Below are 16,475 nucleotides of genomic sequence, written 5' to 3' on the forward strand. Positions count from 1 at the left end.
AGTGGTGGGGAACCGCGTCGAGGGCGTCGAGGCGGTCGGCTTGACGGCAGCGGAAACCGGTCTATGGTAAACCGCGTAGTTAATTAACCGACTGGTTTGGCAGATCATGACCGACGATTCTCTCAGCGTCACGTTCGCGGCGCTGGCCGATCCCACCCGGCGGGCGATCCTCGCGCGTCTCGCCGACGGCGAGGCGTCGGTCACCGAGCTGGCCGCGCCCTTCACGATGAGCCTGCCTGCCGTCTCCAAGCACCTGAAGGTGCTCGAACGTGCCGGCCTGATCAGCCGTGGCCGGTCCGCCCAGTGGCGGCCGTGCCGCCTCGACGCCGGCCCACTGGCCGACGTGGCCGACTGGGTGCGGCGCTACCAGCAGTTCTGGGACGGCAGCTTCGACCGCCTCGACGACCACCTGCGGCAGATCCAGGAGGGGCGCCCTGATGGCTGACCGACGCGAGACCGGGCCCGCCGAGCGCGAGCTCACCATCACCCGCATCCTCGACGCGCCCCGCCGGCTGGTCTTCCGGGCGTGGACCGACCCTGCTCACCTCACCGCGTGGTTCGGACCGCGGGGCTTCACGACCCCGGAGTCGACGATCGCCATGGACGTCCGCCCGGGTGGCACGTGGCGGGCGACCATGATCCGCGACGACGACGGCGCCGAGTACCCGACCGGCGGTTTCTACATCGAGGTGACGGAGCCCGAGCGCCTCGTCTTCACGTGGGGCGCTCCCGGCGACACCCGGCAGGAGTCGGTGGTCACCGTCGAGCTCGCCGACCTCGACGGACGCACCGAGATGACCCTGCACCAGGCCGGCTTCACCTCCGACGAAAGCCGCGACAGCCATGACGACGGCTGGTCGAGCGCCCTCGACCGGCTCACCGAACGGTTCCGGGAGGCAACCGCATGAGTACGCCTGGCACCACCTCCACCAGCACCCTGCCCGACATCGTGTCCGCGGCGGAATGGGCAGCCGCCCGCGCCGACCTGCTCGCCGCGGAGAAGGACATGACGCGCGCCCATGACGCGCTGGCGGCGCGGCGCAGGCGCCTGCCGATGGTCGAGTTCGGGTCCTTCACGTTCACCGGCGAGGCGGGCGAGCAGACGCTGCTCGACCTCTTCGAGGGGCGCCGGCAGCTGATCGTCTACCACTTCATGCACGACCCGGACTGGTGCTCGGGCTGCGCGTTGTTCACCGACCAGGTCAGCCACCCCGCACACCTGCATGCCCGCGACACGTCGCTGGCGATCGTCTCCTTGACGCCGTGGGACGACCTCGAGCCGTTCCGCAGGCGCATGGGCTGGACCCTCCCGTTCTTCTCCTGCGGCCCCGACTTCGCCGACGCCACCGGGACCCCGGAGGGGTTCGGGCTCAGCGTCTTCCTGCGGGACGGCGACCGGGTCTTCCGCTCCTACTTCACGGCCGGGCGCGGGGTCGAACAGCTCGGCAGCGTCTGGAGCTTCCTCGACCTGACCCCGCTGGGCCGCCAGGAGGAGTGGGAGGACTCGCCCGCCGGGTACCCGCATACCGCGCCGTACCAGTGGTGGCGGCTGCACGACGAGTACTGAGCCGGCCAGGGCGGCAATCACCGCTGGTCGTACCCCTCCACGATCCGCGGCTGCATCGGGAAGCGCACCGGTGACGCGCCGAAGAGGCGACGCCCCGCGGTCTCGGCGGCCTCACGAACGGCGGCCGCGGCCTGCTGCGCAGCGTCCGCCGGGGCGTGCAGCAGCACCTCGTCGTGCTGGAAGAACACGAGGTGAGCGGGGCTGCCCGCCGTCCTGAGCAGCAGTCGGAGCTCCGCCAGCAGCACGAGCGCCCACTCCGCGGCGGTGGCCTGCACCACGAAGTTGCGGGTGAACCGCCCTCGCGCCCGCGCCGCGGACGGCTGCTCGTGGCCCGGCCGTGCCGGTGGGCAGGTGCGCCCCAGGTGCGAACGCACGAGCTTGCCCTCCTCGCCCGCTCTCGCCGCCTCCTCCACGTAGGCGATCGCGGCCGGGAACCGCCTGCGCAGCGTGGCCATCAGCGCCCCGGCCCCGCCCGAGGTCTGGCCGTACATCGCCGAGAGCAACGCCAGCTTGGCCTTCGGCCGGTCGCCGCCGAACTCGCGGGCGGCGAGCGCGGAGTACAGGTCGTCCTCGCCGGGGGCGAGCGCATGGTCGCCGGACAGGGCGGCCAGTACGCGGGGCTCCAGCTGGGCGGCGTCGGCCACCACCAGGCGCCACCCCGGGTCGGCACGGACGGCGGAGCGCACGGCGCGGGGGATCTGCAGGGCCCCGCCGCCGCGGGAGGCCCACCGGCCCGACACGACCCCGCCGACCACGTACTCGGGGCGGAACCGGCCGTCGCGGACCCAGCTGCGCAGCCAGGACCAGCCGTGGGCGGAGTGCAGCCGGGCAAGCTCCTTGTACGCGAGCAGCGGCTCCACGGCCGGGTGGTCGATGCGGCGCAGCTCCCACGACCGCGTGGTCTCCAGCTCGTGGCCCGCCCGGGCGAACGCGCGCAGTACCTCGGCGGGGGAGTCGGGGTTGAGCGGACGGCCCCCGAACGCGGCGGTGACCTCGTCGGCCAGCGCGGCCAGCTTCGGCGGCCTGCCGCCGAGCACGGGACGCGGCCCCAGCAACTCCGTGAGCAGCCGGTCGTGGACGTCGGGCCGCCACGGCAGCCCGTGACACGTCATCTCCTCCGCCACGAGCATCCCGGCGGACTCGGCGGCGGCCAGGAGCCGCATCCCCGGCCCGGCGGCGGCGAGCGCCCGCTGCTGGGCGGCGTGCACGGCCACGACGTCGGCCAGTTCGTCGGTGGCGTCGCCGGTCTCGAACAGGGCCGGGGGACCGTCGCCGTCGTCGGGCGGATCGGGTGCGGGGGCGCGGCCCTGCAGCCGGGCGGTGGCCGCGGCGAGACCGTGCGGCTGGCCGTACTGGCCCGCCGCACCGACGAGCAGGCCCTCCACCAGGTCGACGTCGTGGGCGCGTGTCACCGCCACCCCGGCGGCGAGCAGCCGTCGGTAGCTGCGGGCCCGGGCGACCACCCACCGAGGCTCGTGTTTGCGCTCGAGATCCGCGACGCCCGCGAGCGCGGTGAGAGGTTCCGGGGCGCCGAGGGCGGTGCCGTCGTCGGCGAGCCGTTGGATCCGGGCCGGTCCGTCGCGTGGCCCGGGATCGAACGCGATCCTCACCCGCGTCGCGGGGTGAGCCGGGGTTGCGCGCGCGAGGGGAGCAGCCCGGCGAGCAACCCGCGCTGGGGGACGCCCAGGATCTCCTCCGGACCGGCGCCCACCTCGGCGAGCACGTCGTTGGCCGCGAGCACCCCGGACGCGGCGGCGCGTTCCATCAGGCCGGTGAGCATGGGGGTGTCGACGAAGTCGCCTGCCACCCGGATGCCCCGGGCGTCGCCGGTGACCGTGGGCCGGGTGCCGGCTCCGCCCGGCGGAAAGGTGGGGGCGGTGGCCTCCAGCCGCTCCTGCAGGTGCACGACAGGGGCGTCGCGCGTCTCCGGCCACAGCTCGGCGAGCTCGGCGCGCATCCGCTCCGTGGCCGAGGTGACGTCGGGGGCCGTGCACCCGTAGGAGTGCAGCTCCACCACCGACCCGCCGGTGCGCGCCGCCCACTCGGCGGACGGCCGCTCGAGGCGGGAGTAGACGGTGATGGAGTCGAGCGTGGCCTCCCGGCTGACGGCGCTGAACACCGGACGCTCCGGCGCGACGTCGGTGCCGAGCCAGAGCCGGGTGACCGCGAACGGCGGGGCCAGCGCCAGTGCTGCCGCCTTGTCCGCGAGCCGGGGAGCCACGGCGGCCGCGGCCGGGGAGGCTGCCACCAGATGGCGCAGGGCACCCGGGTCGGTGGCCAGTATCAGGTGGCGGGTGTCGAGCGGGGCGCCGTCGGTGAGCTCGACCCGCCAGCGGTGCCCGTCGGCCGGAACGATCGCGCTCGCCCCGGTGGCCGTGCGGACCTGCGCGCCGTGCTTCTCGAGCACGGCCCGGAACGGCTCCCAGATGCAGGTGAGGTAGTCGGTGGTGGGCGCGTCGAAGCCGATGCCCTCGGGATTGCCGAGGAAGTAGTAGTGGAACATCGCGATCAGCTCCGCGGCGGACAGCGCGGCGGGCTCGGCGAAGAACGACCGCGCGAACGCCTCGAACAGCATGGCGAGCGCGCGGTCGGACATGCCCAGCCCGGCCAGGAACTCCGCCGCCGGTACGGCGTCGAACACGGCGGTGGTGCGCTCGCGGTCGTAGGCCAGCAGCTCGGCGGCCAGCGACTGCCGGGAGCCGAGGAGATCGTGCAGGCCCAGGCTCGGGGACCGGGCGAACAACGCCAGCAGGTTGAGCGGCGGTGCCGCGGGCAGGCCGGTGAGGTCCTCGGGCGGCCACTCCCTGGAGATCACCGGATAGCCGCCGACCGGGCGCAGGAAGCCCAGCTCCGGGTCGATCCGCCGCAGCACCGCCCGCCACGTGTAGTAGTGGCGGAAGAAGGCGTGGAAGCCGTGCTCGACCACCTGCTCGGTGCCGTCGGGCAGCGTGTGGGGCCATGCGCCGAGCCGGCCGCCGAGCGTGGGCGCGGCCTCCAGGAGTGTGACGGCCACGCCGCGCTCGGCCAGCACGACCGCCGCGCTGATGCCGGCCACCCCGCCCCCCACGACCACGGCCTCCGTGCCGGCGGGTGCATCGCGGGGCCTGCGCGGATCGGCGGGCACCACCACCCGCGGGCGCATCCGCAGCGGCGCGGCCCGGCTGGTCGACTCTCGGCTCACGAAAACGACCTTATGTGTATCCACCGACAGTCGCCGGAATGTGACGGCGCGCGCCGGGGTTGCCGCGAACATGACGGTAGAACTGGGTCAATACGGCATCTGGCGGGGAGCGGCCGGGCTCACCCCGGAACTCGCGACAGAGGTGGAGGCGCTGGGCTACGGCGCCATCTGGATCGGCGGCTCGCCCTCCGGGGACCTCGCGCTCGCCGAGTCGCTGCTCGCCGCCACGCAGCGGATCGCGGTCGCCACGGGCATCGTGAACATGTGGACCACGCCCGCCGAGGAGGCGGCCGCGTCCTACCACCGGATCGAGGCGGCGTACCCCGGACGCTTCCTGCTCGGGGTCGGCATCGGCCACCCCGAGGCCACGAGCGAGTACCGCAAGCCCTACGACACGATCGTCGACTACCTGGACGCGCTCGATGCCGCCAAGGTGCCGCTGGAGGGGCGGGCGCTCGCGGCGCTGGGCCCGAAGGTGCTCACGCTGGCCGCGGAGCGCACGGCGGGCGCGCACCCCTACCTGACCACTCCCGAGCACACTCGCGAGGCCCGGAAGATCCTGGGCGAGGGTGTGCTGCTCGCGCCCGAGCACAAGGTGGTGCTCGACACCGACCCGGAACGCGCCAGGGCGATCGGCCGCCCCGTCGTCGCGAAGCCCTACCTCGGCCTGCGCAACTACACCTCCAACCTGAAGCGCCTCGGGTGGAGCGACGAGGACCTGGCCGACGGCGGCAGCGACCGGCTGATCGACGCGCTCGTCGCCCACGGCGACGCCGGCGCCGTGGCCGCACGCCTCACCGAACACCTCGACGCGGGCGCCGACCACGTCTGCGCGCAGGTGCTGCCCAACGATGCGGACCCGCTGCCTGCCCTGCGTCAGCTGGCGGAGGCGCTCGACCTGCGCTGATCCACCCCGTTCTGCGTCACGGAGGCCCCCGCACCAGCTCGGTGCGGGGGCCTCGTCGCGGCTACGCGAGCTAGGGCAGCTGCTCGACCTCGACGCCGGCCCGGTCGACGCCGGTGTACTGCCCGAAGCTCTCGGTGACCAGCGCCCACCCGCGCTCGTGGGCGCAGAGCAGGGCGTGTGCGTGCTGTTGGTCGCCGCCCCTCACCCCGACCGTCCGGGCGCGGCTGGCCGTGAGGTCGTCGACGAGGGTCACCGGGAGCTGCAGCAGGACCTCGAGCACGGGGTGGGCCTTCTCGGGCAGCTGCGCCCACGCGGTGGCGACCGCCGTGGACGGGAGCACCAGCACGATGCCCTCCTCGACTGCGGTCCACACCAGCGCGGCGGCGTAGATCGAGCGGCCGGTCGAGAAGGCGATGATGGCGGAGGCGTCGAGGACGCGGCCGCCGATCACGCGGCGGGAACTGAGGGCAGGCCCAGATCACGACGCACGGCGTCGATGACCTCCTGCGGAGGCCGGCCGCCGAGCGCCCGTTCCAGTATGGCGAGCGCGCGGGCTCGCGACAGCTTGGACTCCAACGCGTCGGCGACGAACGCGGACAGGCTCTTGGCGGCGCCCCCTGCGACGGCGGCCTGAGCCTCCTCGAGGATCTCGGGCGGCAGGCTCACCGTCACACGCTGCGCGGTCATACTGAAAGGGTAGCGCAGTCATACTGCGCTCGACCCCCTGTGAGGCCCGACCCGCCGCGGGCTCAGTCGCGCGGCCGCTCGGCCCGGGGGCAGGCCTGCGGCCCCGTGATGTCGCAGTGGGCGAACTCCTCGACGAGCACGCGATGCGGGGTGGTGGCGTCGGGCACACCGGCCTCGGCGGCCCGTAGCGGGCGCCGGACCAACGTGAACGCCAGCACTGACGCCACCACCAGGAGTCCGGAGCCGATCAGCATCGCCATCCGGAACCCGGAGTTGAAGGCGGCGGCCTCGGTGTAGTCGCTGCCGCGGATGCCCGCGACGCCGGGGATCACGGCCACCGAGAGCAGCCCGGCCGCCCGGGCGACCGCGTTGTTCACCCCGGACGCGGAGCCGGCGTACCGGTCGGGGGCGCTGTCGAGCGCGGTGGCGGTGAGCGGGGCGACGGTGAGCGTCAGGCCCGCGCCGAAGAGGATCACGGCGGGCAGCACGTCGGCGACCCACGACGCTCCGGGGCCGACCCGGAGCATGAGCATCAGCCCGGCCGCGCTCACCAGTGGGCCGAGCGTCAACGGCAGCCGGGGCCCGATCCGTCCGGCGAGCGCCCCCGAACGCGCGGAGAACGCCAGCATGATCAGCGTGACGGGCAGCAGCGACGTGCCCGCGGCGAACGCGGTGAACCCCGCGACGGTCTGCAGTTGCAGCACCAGCAGCAGGAACACCACGCCGAGGGCGGCGTAGACCAGCAGCGTCACCGCGTTGGCTGCGCTGAACGTGGCGTTCCGGAACAGCTCGGTCGGTACCAGCGGATGCTGCGAGCGCCGCTCCTGCAGCACGAACGCGACCAACGCCAGCAGCCCGATCACCAGCGCGACCACCAGGTCCGTCGTCACCCCTCGCTCGCTCAGCCCCGTGAGCGAGTACGTGAGGCCGGCCAGACCGAGCGCGGCGAGCGCGGTGCCGGAGATATCGAGCCCCGGCGCCGCCTCGGGGTCCCGGCTCTCGGGCACGTGTCGCAGCGCGACCACGACCACCAGCACGGCCAGCGGGAGGTTGATGAGGAACACCGCGCGCCAGTTCCAGTCCACCAGCCAGCCGCCGAGGAAGGGCCCGATGGCGCCGGCGATCCCGCCGAGGCCCGACCAGGCCCCGACGGCTGCCGCCCGGTCCGGGCCGTGGAAGGACGCCGAGATCAGCGCGAGGCTGCCCGGGGTGAGCAACGCCCCGCCGACGCCCTGGAGTGCCCTGGCCACGATGAGCGTGTTGATGTCCGGGGCGAGCCCGCACGCCAGCGACGCCAGCGCGAACCACACGACGCCGATCAGGAACACCCGGCGGCGGCCGAAGTGGTCGCCGAGCGACCCGCCCAGCAGGATCAGGGCGGCGAGCGTGAGCGTGTAGGCGTTGACCGTCCACTGCAGCGCGGTGAACCCGGCGTCGAAGTCGGCGCCGATTCGTGCCAGTGCGACGTTCACCACAGTGCCGTCGATCAGTACGAGGCCGGATCCGAGCACGGTGGTGAGGAGCACCCATCGACCGCGTGCCGTGCCCATCCGGATTGCGCCTGGTTCCGCCACGCACCTCACTATGCCGCGCCCACCACGAGAAGTGCCTGGCCACGTGCCATGTAGCCGATGGCCTTTCGCGACGGCGTCCGCACTGATCGCCGAGCTGACCGGGGTCGTCGCCGAACGGTCCGACTTCCCGCAGGTGAGAGTGACGAACAGATCGAATGGAGGCTCCCCAGAAGCCTTCTACCTGAAGTAGAATGGCTGGGTGCCGACGCTGGGTGAACTGGAACGTGCCGTGATGGAGACCCTCTGGTCGGCCACGGGCCCCGTCACGGCCCGTGACGTGCAGGATGCGCTGGCGAGTCGCGATCTGGCCACCACCACCGTGCTCACGGTGCTCGGCAGGCTGGAGCGCAAGGGCCTCGTCACGCGCGAGCGCGAGGGCCGGGCTCACCGCTACCGCTCCGTCGCCAGCCGCGAGGACCACGTCGCCGAGCTCATGCTCGACGCCCTGGATGCGGCGCCGGACCGGGGCGCGGCTCTGGCCCGGTTCCTCGGTTCGATGCCGGAGGACGAGCGCGCCGCTTTGCGTGACCTGCTCGACTGAACCAGTCTGCTCCGATGACGCTCACTGCGTTCGGCCTCTTCGTGCTCGGCTTGGTGCTCGCCGAGCCGCTGAGCCGAGCGCTGGCCACAGCGCAGTGGCCGGCCCGCGACCCCGTCGGCGCTCTGCTCGTGTGGCAGGCGATCGGGCTCGCCGGCGGCCTGGCACTCCTCGGCTCCGGGTTCGTGTACGGCCTGTCCCCATTGGGGCCCTCGCTGTCGGTGGCCGTCCCTGCCGCGGTCGACGCGATGGCCGTGGGCGAGGTGCCCCGGGGACTCTCCCTCATCCACGTCGCGGCGTTGCTGGCGGCGCTCGCACTGGCGCTCCGGCTGGTCGGGGTGCTGCTCGCGGTCACGGTGCGCACGCTCAAGGCGCGGCGCCGCCATCGTGACCTGATCGACCTGCTCGGCACGCCGTGGCCCGCCGTACCCGGCGCGCGGGTGCTCGACCATCCCGTCCCCGTGGCGTACTGCCTCCCCGGGCTGCGGTCGCGGCTCGTGCTCTCCGCCGGGGTTCTCGATGCTCTCGACCCGCCTGCGGTCCGGGCCGTGCTGGCCCATGAACGGGCCCACCTGCGGGAACGCCACGACCTGGTGGTGCTGCCGTTCGTGGCCTGGGGTGCCACGGCGCCGTTCGTGCGGGGGATGGTCTGCGCCCAGCTCGCCGTAGCCGCGCTGATCGAGATGCGCGCCGACGACGTGGCGGCGAGCGAGGTCACGGCCAAACAGCTGACGGGGGCACTGCGGACGATGGGCGGCGCGGCACCGGCGGCCGCACTGAGCTCGTTCACCGACAAGCTGGACCGCCGGCTGTGCCGGATCGTCTCCCCGCCGGCGCCGCTCCCTGCTGCGGTCCGGCTGCTCGTGCGGGTGGCCGCCGCCGGGCTGGTGGCGGTGCCGACCGCTCTGCTGCTCATGCCCTGACCCCGACGGGTCAGATCGCTCCGTCGCGCCGCAGGATCGTCACCGCCCTGACCGTGGCGTATCCCCGCCAGTCCAGGGCACCGGCGGGGGAGAACTCCGCGAACTCCACCCGCCAGCCACCGTCGGCCTGCTGCGTTCCGGCGAGCCGCCGCAGCTCGGCGGTGACGACCTCGGGCGCGAACAGCGCCCGCACCGGGCGATCGGGCGCCGGCGCGATGTCGAGTGCGCGGATCGCCTCGTCGGCGGTGCCCCCCTCGACCGGAAGGACGCCGTTCTCCGGCAGATGAGCAGCGAGCCGCCCGACCAGAGCGGCAGCGGCCGGCTCGCTGTCGTACACCGCGTCGAGGAAGTGCAGCGCGAAGGCCAGTACGAGTGCTGGAGGGCGCTCCTCGACCGCGCGTACGGCGTCGAGGCAGTACCGCGTCGCCCGGGCGAGCCACGGGTGCGCGGCCACGGCGGGGTCGTGGCGGGCCGCGCGCTGGGCCGCGGCCGCGACGGCCGCGGTGATCTGCAACGAGGACGTCCGCGGGTCCACCTGCGCCCACCACGGAGCGGTGCCGGCCGGGTCGGGCACCGGCAGCGCGAACGGCAGCCCGCCGTCGGGGAGGGAGATCGACTCCAACCAGTCGCACAGTGCGGCGGCGTGCGGGGTCGTCGTGGGGGCGACCTGGTCGAACACCTCGAACGCGTGCAGCGCCCCTCCGGGCTGGCTCGTGCCGGAGCGCAGGTCCGGCTCCAGCCCCCAGCCGTACCCGCCGTCCGCGTTGCGGTACGCGGCGAGGGCGGCGAGCACCGGGTCCGGGTCTCCCGCGGCGAGCAGCAGCCGGAACCGGTGGCGGTCGAGCAGCCGCCCGTGCGTCGCCATGAAGCCGGCGGCCGCGGTGAGATCGATGGTCGTCAGTGCCGTCCTGGGGGCCGTCATGGGGTGAGCCTCTCGTCGCTGCCGCGCGGCTGTCGTGAACGATTCGGTCAACCCGCCTCTCCGCGCAACGGCGCGCTGGCGCGGCGCAGCTGTCCCAGCGCCTCCGCCCAGGACCGCACCAGCCCGGTCTCGTGGTAGGGCACGCCGATCTCGGCGCAGAACTCCCGCACGACCGGGCGGGCCCGGCGCAGGTTCGCTGTCGGCATGCTCGGGAAGAGGTGGTGCTCGATCTGGTGGTTGAGCCCGCCCATCGCCACGTGCAGCAGACCGTCGGTGAGCCGACCGCCCCGCACGTTCCGCGCGGTGATCACCTGCTTGCGCAGGAAGTCCAGGCGACCCTGCGGCATCGCCATCCCCTTGTGGTTGGGCGCGAAGATCGAGCCCAGGTACACCCCGAACAGTCCCTGGTGCACCACGAAGAAGGCGATCGCGAGCCCCGGCGGCAGCACCAGGAACAGCGCGGTCAGGTACCCGGCGGCGTGCGCGGCGAGCAGGCCGAGCTCCAGGCCGCGGCCGCGCACGGTGGCGCCGCGCTCGCCGAGCAGCCCCCGCACGCTGCTGCGGCGCAGGTCGATCCCGGCCAGCGTGAGGAGCGGGAAGAACAGCAGCGCCTGGTGGCGGTTCACGAACCGGGTGAGGCCGCGCGCGGCCACCGCCTGCTCCCCGGTCCAGACCAACGCCCCGGCAGCCACGTCGGGGTCGAGTCCTTCGTGGTTGGGGTTCGCGTGGTGGCGCGTGTGCTTGTCCATCCACCAGCCGTAGGACATCCCGATGCCGAGGTTGCCGAGCAGCCTGCCGGTGACCGTGGCCGCGCCCCGGGTCCGGAAGACCTGCCGATGCGCGACGTCGTGTGCGAGCAGTGCCACCTGCCCGTAGCCGACGGCGGCGGCCGCGGCCACCAGCAGCTGCCACGGCGAGTTCCCGAGCAGCACGAACGCGGTGGCCGTCACCGCGACCGCCGCACCGACGAGGAGGAACCGGACGACGTAGTAGCCGGGCCTGCGGTCCAGCAGCCCGGCCGCGGCGATGCGCCGGGACAGGCGTGCGTAGTCGCTCCCGCGCGGCGGTGCGTCGGGCATACCGGTGAAAGTGGTCATGCGGCGAGCCTGCGCGGAAGCGGCCGCCGGGTTGAGCCGGTGAGCCCCCGGACGACACGGGGGCAATCCCCATCCCGGAGCGCGCCCCGCTCAGGCAGCGTCGGCAGCCACGCGGTCGGGTCCGCCGACCAGAAGAGCCGCCAACCCGGCCACCGGAAGGCCGATGAGCAGGCAGAACGCTCCCGGGATGCCGATCACGTTCGCCAACCCGCCGACGAGTGCCGCGCCGACGCTCGCTCCGGTGAGGAACACCAGCGTGGCGATACCGAGCGCCACACCACGCTGCGTTCCGGGGACGGCCGCTCCCACCGAGGCGATCATCGCGGGCTGGCCGACCCCGAACGCGGCGGAGACGAGCACGACCGCCGCGGCCAGCAGGACAGGGGACTCCGTGGCGCCCCCTGCTGCGGCGATGAGCAGCGCGACGATCGCCGTCGGGCACGCGAGCGCGATGGAGCCGCGGGACCCGATGCGGGCGAGCAGGACGCGGGCGAGCGCCGGTGAGGCGAACCCGACGACGGCGGCGGGCACCAGTAGCGCCCCGGTGGCCAGCGGCGTCCATCCCCACGAGGCGGCGGCGAGCGGCACCCCCAGGAGCAGGGCGAACCAGCTCGCCGGGACCGCTGCCGCCGCGAACGCGCTGCGCAGCACGGTGGGATTGGTGATGATCTCGCGCGGCAGGAAGCCGTGCGGGCGGGCCCGGACCCACAGGGTCACCAGCGGGGCGCCGACGACCAGGAGTGCCGCGCCGAGGACCGTTGTGCCGGTGCCGGACGACGGCGACTGGATGAGCAGCACCAACCCCGCCGCGGCGACGGCCACGAGCAGCGCGCCCGTCCGGTCGATGGCGTCGCCGCTGCCACCCGCGGGGGCGACGCGCCACAGGGGCGGGATCGCGAGCAGGCCGAGCACGGGGATCGCGACGGCCCAGCGCCAGCCGCCCAGCGTGTCGAGTCCGCCGCCGAGCAACGGCCCGAGCGCGCCGATCGTGGCGGCCACCCCGGCCACGCGGCCGAGCGCCGCTCCCTGCTCGGACCCGCTCCAGCGGGCGCTGATCAGCGCCGTTGCGAGCACGGGGATCGCGGCCGCTCCGGCGCCCTGCAGGACGCGCGCGACGAGCAGCATCGGGAAGGACGGGGCGAGTGCGGCGGCGAGCGCGCCGAGCGCCATCGCGGCGATGCCGAGACAGAGCGGGAGCCGGATGCCCACGACGTCGGCCAGGCGCCCGTGGATCGGGGTCGCGACGGCGAGCGTCACGGTGTAGCCGCTCACCATCCACGCGGCCGTCGCCGCGCTGACCTCCAGGTCGCCTGCCAGTTCGGGGAGAGCAACGGTGACCGCGGACGTGGACGTGCCGGCGAGGCCGAACAGGAGCCCGAGCAGCGCGGCAAAGCGACTGGGGGAGTGCACAACGGGACAGAACGCCCACGCCGGAGGTCGGCATTCCTTCCCGAGGATGTTCGGTGCGGCTATCCCGCCCGTCCTGGCGGGTCGAGCGTGCCGAGCTCGAGCTCGCCCTCCACGACCCGGCGGGCAACCTCGCTCAGGCGCTGGTTGCGGTTGCGGGAGTGGCTGCGGAGCCGTTCGAACGCCGCGTTCATGCTCAGCCCGGCTCGCTGGGCCAGCACACCCTTGGCCTGCTCGATGATGACCCGGCTGTTCAGCGCCGTCTGCAGCTGTTCGACGAGCACCTCTCCCCGGCGGACGGCCCGCTCCTGAAGGATCCCCACGGTGGCCACGTCGGCCAGCGCCTGGGCCAGCGCGAGATCGGCTTCCGGCAGGGCGCCGGGCAGGCGGCGGAACAGGTTCATGGCGCCGATGGCCTTGCCGCGCAGCCGCAGCGGCATCGCGTGCACCGACCGGTACAGCTGGTGCGTCCTCATCGCGTCGGTGAGTACGGGCCAGCGGTCTCCCACGTCGGCCAGATCCGGAGCCACCACCGGGGCCGCGGTGCGCACGCACTCCACGCACGGACCGTCGTCGGCCTGGAGCTGCAACAGCTCCATCAGGCTCACGTCCTCGTCCGAGGAGGCCACGACCTGCAGGTACCCGCGGGAGTCGACCAACAGGATCCCCACCGCGTCCGCTCCGCACAACGTGACGCCGTGCCCGACGAGCTGATCCAGGAGATCGATGATGTCGAAGTCGTCGATCAGGGTGTCGGCGAGCCCGACGAACGCCGTGCTCAGCAGCCCCTCGCGTCCCTGCACCGTTTCACTCATCGCCCGTTTCTCCCCTGCCGAAGAACTGTCTCGAACCAACCCCCGGGCGGTCTGTCCGATTACTGCTGCCGTCCGTCGAGCAGACGAATCGGCCCGGAGCCCGGAGGCACCCGGCCGGTTCGCTGCCGAGGTCGATCTCGGTGGCGCGTCGGTCCGACCGAACCCCCGCTGTCCCAACCCGACAAATCGCTCGCTCGAATGGAGCGACCGACACTGCTTCCTCGCCGGGTCTTTGCAAATCATTACATGAGTCGCCCGTTCGGGCCGCACTGAACGGTCGGAAGATCGGCTGGAAGATCAGCAGTTTGATGATTCTTTGAAGGGGTAAATCAGTTCTCGAGATCCAGATCTGGGAAGCTGAAAATTGCGCAGCGCTAAGCGTCGCCCACGGTTCGGGGCAGCCTTAAGCCGACCGGCCCACCCGCCCGTGAGCAGTGTCACGTAAAGTGCCCACAACGAGCGGCGGACGGCCTCGGAAGGGAATCCGGTGCAACGCCGATCGAGTGGCCACGACGGCGCCGTGGGGCAACCGCAACCGGCGCGCACCACGAGCGGCCGCCGGCATGGGCTCCCCGGGGGATGAGTGGCGCGGTGGACGAACAGGACGGCCCCGTCACCCGGGCGTTGCTGGCGGCCTTCGAGGCCGCGCACGACGACCGTGGCCTCGCCGAGCAGGTGTGCCGGACGTGCCTGAGCGGGCTCGACGTCGACGGCGCATCCCTCGCGCTGCACGCCGTGAGCGCCGCCCGCGAGACCCTGTGGGTCAGTGACTCCGTCGCCGGTCTCCTCGACGACCTCGAGTTCAGCCTCGGTGAAGGCGTCTGCATGGAGGCGGCCACCACCGGCCGCCCGGTGTTCGTCGCGGACGTGTGCGCCGCCGCGGACTTGAGGCGATGGCCGGTCTTCGCCGACGCGGTCGTGGAACGCACCCCGGCCCGGGCGCTCTTCGCGCTGCCCCTGCGGTGGGGTGCGGTGAACCTCGGCGTACTCCACCTCTACCGCCGCACGCCCGGGCACCTGCCCGCAGAGCAGCGCCGGGACGTGGTGGCGGCCGTCAACACCGCCGCCTTGATGATGCTCGGGGCGCGTACCGATCCCGGCGACGGGCCGTGGCTCGACCCCACGGTCAGCAATCGTGCGGAGGTCCATCAGGCCACCGGTATGGTCCTGGCGCAGTTGGGTATCGGCGCCACCGACGCGCTCGCGCGAATGCGCGCCTACGCGTTCAGCGAGAAACGCCTCCTGCTCGACGTCGCCCACGACATCGTCACCCGGCGCCTGCAGTTCACTCCGGACGAACCCTGATCGTGCTCACGTTCTGATGACCCCCGGCCGGGGGTTGTGGCAGTCGTCCCCCGGTCGGCGCAGTCGTATTCGCGGGGCGGTGACCAGACGTGATGGACCCGCCCGAGTTCACCCGACAGATGAGGGTTCGGCGCACCGACCAATGACGGTCTGTGCCGGGGCGGGTAAGGTACGCCTTGGTCTTCTCGCGGAGGCTCGGCTTTCGCCTCGGACCTTCGTTGCGGCGTGCACCTCTCGGATACCGATGGGATTCTCGAATGCCGACCAGGAACGATGCCGTCCGCCACGCGTCCGAGAGCACCGATGACGGCGACGCCGCGGACGACACCGTCGTCTCTCTCGCGGCGCTCATCGACGACGACGCCCTCATCGACCTGATCGTGGCCGTGGCGGCGCACCAGGGGTTCGACGGGCGGAACTGTGCCGACCGGCACCTGGTGCAGTGGTTGGCGGCGTGGCGGCGCCACCTGGACTGAGCGCCGCGGGGATCAGGGAACGAGCACCACCTTGCCGGTCGTCGCACGCTCCTCCAGCGCGATGTGTGCCCGAGCGGCGTCGGCCAGGGGGAACGGCTGCACGACCGGCACCAGCCGGCCCGCCCCGGCCGCGGCCAGCGCACGTGTCTCCAGCGGGCGCAGCCCGCCGTGGCGGCGCAGCATGCGCGGCCCCGTCACCCAGACGACCGCGAGGCTGCCCGCCGCGACGTCGGCGCTGGTGAACTCCGTGATCGCGCCGGACGACCAGCCGAACATCACCACCCGCCCGCCCACGTCGAGCATCTCCAGCGCGGTACGTCCCACCGCACCCCCGACGCCGTCGAGCAGCAGCGTCGGCTTGCGACCGGCGAGTGCCTCGAGCACCTGGTCGCGCCAGTCCGGATCGCGGTAGTCCACCGCGACGTCGGCGCCCAGCGTCCGTACCTTCTCGACCTTCTCCGGTCCCCCCGCCAGTCCTACGGCGGTCGCACCGGCAGAGCGGACCGCCTGGACGAACAGCGTCCCGAGCCCGCCCGCCGCCGCGGGTACGAGCACCACGTCACCGGCGGCGAGGTCGGCGACGTCGAGGATGCCCAATGCCGTACGTCCGGTGCCGATCATGGCCACGGCCGCCTCCGGCGCGAGCCCGTCGGGCACGGCGTGCAGGGCCGTGAGCGGTGCCACCGCCCGTGCCGCGTAGCCGCCGCTGGTCATCCCGAGATGCGCGACCACCGAGCGACCCACCCAGGTGCGGTCCACGCCGGGCCCGACCTCGCTGACGTCGCCCGCCACCTCGCGACCTGGCGTCATGGGTAGCTCCGGGCGGGGGAACGGGCCGCCCGTCACACCGGCCCTGATGCTCGTGTCCAGCAGGTGCACGCCCGCGGCGGACACCTCGATGAGCACCTGCCCCTCGCCCGGCGTGGGGTCGGGCACGTCCTCGAACCGCAGAGTGTCCGCCGCCCCGAACTCGTACTGCCGAATCGCCTTCACCGGTGTCCCCTCTGCGTCCTGTGTCCGACCTGCGGCGATGACGCTAGGAGCTCAAGCCGGGTAGAGGTCAACAGCCGCATCCG

Annotated in this window: 18 protein-coding genes; 8 read left to right on the top strand and 10 right to left on the bottom strand. The window is 73.3% G+C overall.

The features are described 5' to 3' along the window. Positions 1–106: 106 nt before the first annotated feature. From AC5L35_RS12505 to AC5L35_RS12515, 3 genes are read left to right on the top strand one after another with little or no spacing between them, the layout of a single operon-like run. Positions 107–445, top strand: coding sequence for an ArsR/SmtB family transcription factor (locus tag AC5L35_RS12505; protein ID WP_495059739.1), 339 nt, complete (start codon positions 107–109; stop codon positions 443–445). After that, positions 438–908 carry an SRPBCC family protein gene (locus AC5L35_RS12510; RefSeq protein WP_495059740.1) on the top strand — a complete coding sequence of 157 codons (471 nt, stop codon included), beginning with the start codon at positions 438–440 and terminating at the stop codon, positions 906–908. The genes AC5L35_RS12505 and AC5L35_RS12510 overlap by 8 nt, the downstream gene beginning before the upstream one ends. Next, a complete protein-coding gene (locus AC5L35_RS12515; protein WP_495059741.1) occupies positions 905–1,567 on the top strand; it encodes a DUF899 family protein in 663 nt (220 codons plus the stop codon). Before AC5L35_RS12510 ends, AC5L35_RS12515 begins: the two co-directional genes overlap by 4 nt. 17 nt (positions 1,568–1,584) lie before the next feature. Here the strand turns inward: AC5L35_RS12515 and AC5L35_RS12520 are convergent, their stop codons facing one another. Beyond that, a complete protein-coding gene (locus AC5L35_RS12520) occupies positions 1,585–3,177 on the bottom strand; it encodes a bifunctional 3'-5' exonuclease/DNA polymerase (RefSeq protein WP_495059742.1) in 1,593 nt (530 codons plus the stop codon). Continuing rightward, complete coding sequence (locus tag AC5L35_RS12525; protein ID WP_495059743.1) at positions 3,174–4,748, bottom strand: FAD-dependent oxidoreductase; 1,575 nt, start codon at positions 4,746–4,748, stop codon at positions 3,174–3,176. Before AC5L35_RS12525 ends, AC5L35_RS12520 begins: the two co-directional genes overlap by 4 nt. Positions 4,749–4,818: 70 nt before the next feature. Between AC5L35_RS12525 and AC5L35_RS12530 the strand changes: the two genes are divergently transcribed. Then, positions 4,819–5,655, top strand: coding sequence for an LLM class F420-dependent oxidoreductase (locus AC5L35_RS12530; protein ID WP_495059744.1), 837 nt, complete (start codon positions 4,819–4,821; stop codon positions 5,653–5,655). Positions 5,656–5,725: 70 nt separating this feature from the next. On the opposite strand, the gene AC5L35_RS12535 is transcribed toward AC5L35_RS12530, so the two are convergent. The 3 genes from AC5L35_RS12535 to AC5L35_RS12545 all read right to left on the bottom strand — a co-directional run bounded on the left by AC5L35_RS12535 (position 5,726) and on the right by AC5L35_RS12545 (position 7,916). Then, positions 5,726–6,106: a hypothetical protein gene (locus AC5L35_RS12535; RefSeq protein ID WP_495059745.1), complete on the bottom strand. Its 381-nt coding sequence runs from the start codon at positions 6,104–6,106 to the stop codon at positions 5,726–5,728. Continuing rightward, positions 6,103–6,342 carry a YlcI/YnfO family protein gene (locus AC5L35_RS12540; RefSeq protein ID WP_169396876.1) on the bottom strand — a complete coding sequence of 80 codons (240 nt, stop codon included), beginning with the start codon at positions 6,340–6,342 and terminating at the stop codon, positions 6,103–6,105. Before AC5L35_RS12540 ends, AC5L35_RS12535 begins: the two co-directional genes overlap by 4 nt. A gap of 62 nt (positions 6,343–6,404) precedes the next feature. Next, complete coding sequence (locus tag AC5L35_RS12545; RefSeq protein ID WP_495059746.1) at positions 6,405–7,916, bottom strand: MFS transporter; 1,512 nt, start codon at positions 7,914–7,916, stop codon at positions 6,405–6,407. A gap of 199 nt (positions 7,917–8,115) precedes the next feature. Between AC5L35_RS12545 and AC5L35_RS12550 the strand changes: the two genes are divergently transcribed. Next, positions 8,116–8,457 (top strand): BlaI/MecI/CopY family transcriptional regulator, encoded by a 342-nt coding sequence (locus tag AC5L35_RS12550; protein WP_169396878.1) that lies wholly within the window; start codon positions 8,116–8,118, stop codon positions 8,455–8,457. A gap of 14 nt (positions 8,458–8,471) precedes the next feature. Then, positions 8,472–9,377, top strand: coding sequence for a M56 family metallopeptidase (locus AC5L35_RS12555; RefSeq protein WP_495059747.1), 906 nt, complete (start codon positions 8,472–8,474; stop codon positions 9,375–9,377). Between the two features lie 10 nt (positions 9,378–9,387). On the opposite strand, the gene AC5L35_RS12560 is transcribed toward AC5L35_RS12555, so the two are convergent. The 4 genes from AC5L35_RS12560 to AC5L35_RS12575 form a co-directional block, all read right to left on the bottom strand. Next, positions 9,388–10,299, bottom strand: a complete 912-nt coding sequence (locus AC5L35_RS12560) for a hypothetical protein (protein ID WP_495059748.1) — start codon at positions 10,297–10,299, stop codon at positions 9,388–9,390. Between the two features lie 47 nt (positions 10,300–10,346). Continuing rightward, positions 10,347–11,396, bottom strand: a complete 1,050-nt coding sequence (locus AC5L35_RS12565) for a fatty acid desaturase family protein (protein ID WP_495059749.1) — start codon at positions 11,394–11,396, stop codon at positions 10,347–10,349. Positions 11,397–11,486: 90 nt separating this feature from the next. Further along, positions 11,487–12,806, bottom strand: a complete 1,320-nt coding sequence (locus AC5L35_RS12570; RefSeq protein ID WP_495059750.1) for an MFS transporter — start codon at positions 12,804–12,806, stop codon at positions 11,487–11,489. A gap of 59 nt (positions 12,807–12,865) precedes the next feature. Then, positions 12,866–13,618: a GAF and ANTAR domain-containing protein gene (locus tag AC5L35_RS12575; protein WP_495059751.1), complete on the bottom strand. Its 753-nt coding sequence runs from the start codon at positions 13,616–13,618 to the stop codon at positions 12,866–12,868. Positions 13,619–14,209: 591 nt separating this feature from the next. On the opposite strand from AC5L35_RS12575, the gene AC5L35_RS12580 reads away from it, so the two are divergent. Both AC5L35_RS12580 and AC5L35_RS12585 read left to right on the top strand, forming a co-directional pair. Beyond that, entirely contained in the window at positions 14,210–14,923 is a 714-nt protein-coding gene (locus AC5L35_RS12580) for a GAF and ANTAR domain-containing protein (RefSeq protein ID WP_495059752.1), read from the top strand. Between the two features lie 257 nt (positions 14,924–15,180). Next, the gene (locus tag AC5L35_RS12585) at positions 15,181–15,399 is read left to right on the top strand and encodes a hypothetical protein (RefSeq protein WP_495059753.1); all 219 of its coding nucleotides are present in this window, start codon (positions 15,181–15,183) and stop codon (positions 15,397–15,399) included. Positions 15,400–15,411: 12 nt separating this feature from the next. Here AC5L35_RS12585 and AC5L35_RS12590 read toward each other — a convergent pair whose 3' ends face one another. After that, positions 15,412–16,392: a zinc-binding dehydrogenase gene (locus AC5L35_RS12590; RefSeq protein WP_495059754.1), complete on the bottom strand. Its 981-nt coding sequence runs from the start codon at positions 16,390–16,392 to the stop codon at positions 15,412–15,414. Positions 16,393–16,475 lie beyond the last annotated feature (83 nt).

It is taken from the genome of Pseudonocardia sp. OZ21 (genome assembly GCF_059359135.1).

Coding starts and splice junctions, on each gene's coding strand:
- AC5L35_RS12585 (WP_495059753.1), top strand. CDS start 15,181: ATGCCGACCAGGAACGATGCCGTCCGCCACGCGTCCGAGAGCACCGAT.
- AC5L35_RS12575 (WP_495059751.1), bottom strand. CDS start 13,618: ATGAGTGAAACGGTGCAGGGACGCGAGGGGCTGCTGAGCACGGCGTTC.
- AC5L35_RS12555 (WP_495059747.1), top strand. CDS start 8,472: ATGACGCTCACTGCGTTCGGCCTCTTCGTGCTCGGCTTGGTGCTCGCC.
- AC5L35_RS12565 (WP_495059749.1), bottom strand. CDS start 11,396: ATGACCACTTTCACCGGTATGCCCGACGCACCGCCGCGCGGGAGCGAC.
- AC5L35_RS12515 (WP_495059741.1), top strand. CDS start 905: ATGAGTACGCCTGGCACCACCTCCACCAGCACCCTGCCCGACATCGTG.
- AC5L35_RS12530 (WP_495059744.1), top strand. CDS start 4,819: ATGACGGTAGAACTGGGTCAATACGGCATCTGGCGGGGAGCGGCCGGG.
- AC5L35_RS12510 (WP_495059740.1), top strand. CDS start 438: ATGGCTGACCGACGCGAGACCGGGCCCGCCGAGCGCGAGCTCACCATC.
- AC5L35_RS12505 (WP_495059739.1), top strand. CDS start 107: ATGACCGACGATTCTCTCAGCGTCACGTTCGCGGCGCTGGCCGATCCC.
- AC5L35_RS12540 (WP_169396876.1), bottom strand. CDS start 6,342: ATGACCGCGCAGCGTGTGACGGTGAGCCTGCCGCCCGAGATCCTCGAG.
- AC5L35_RS12560 (WP_495059748.1), bottom strand. CDS start 10,299: ATGACGGCCCCCAGGACGGCACTGACGACCATCGATCTCACCGCGGCC.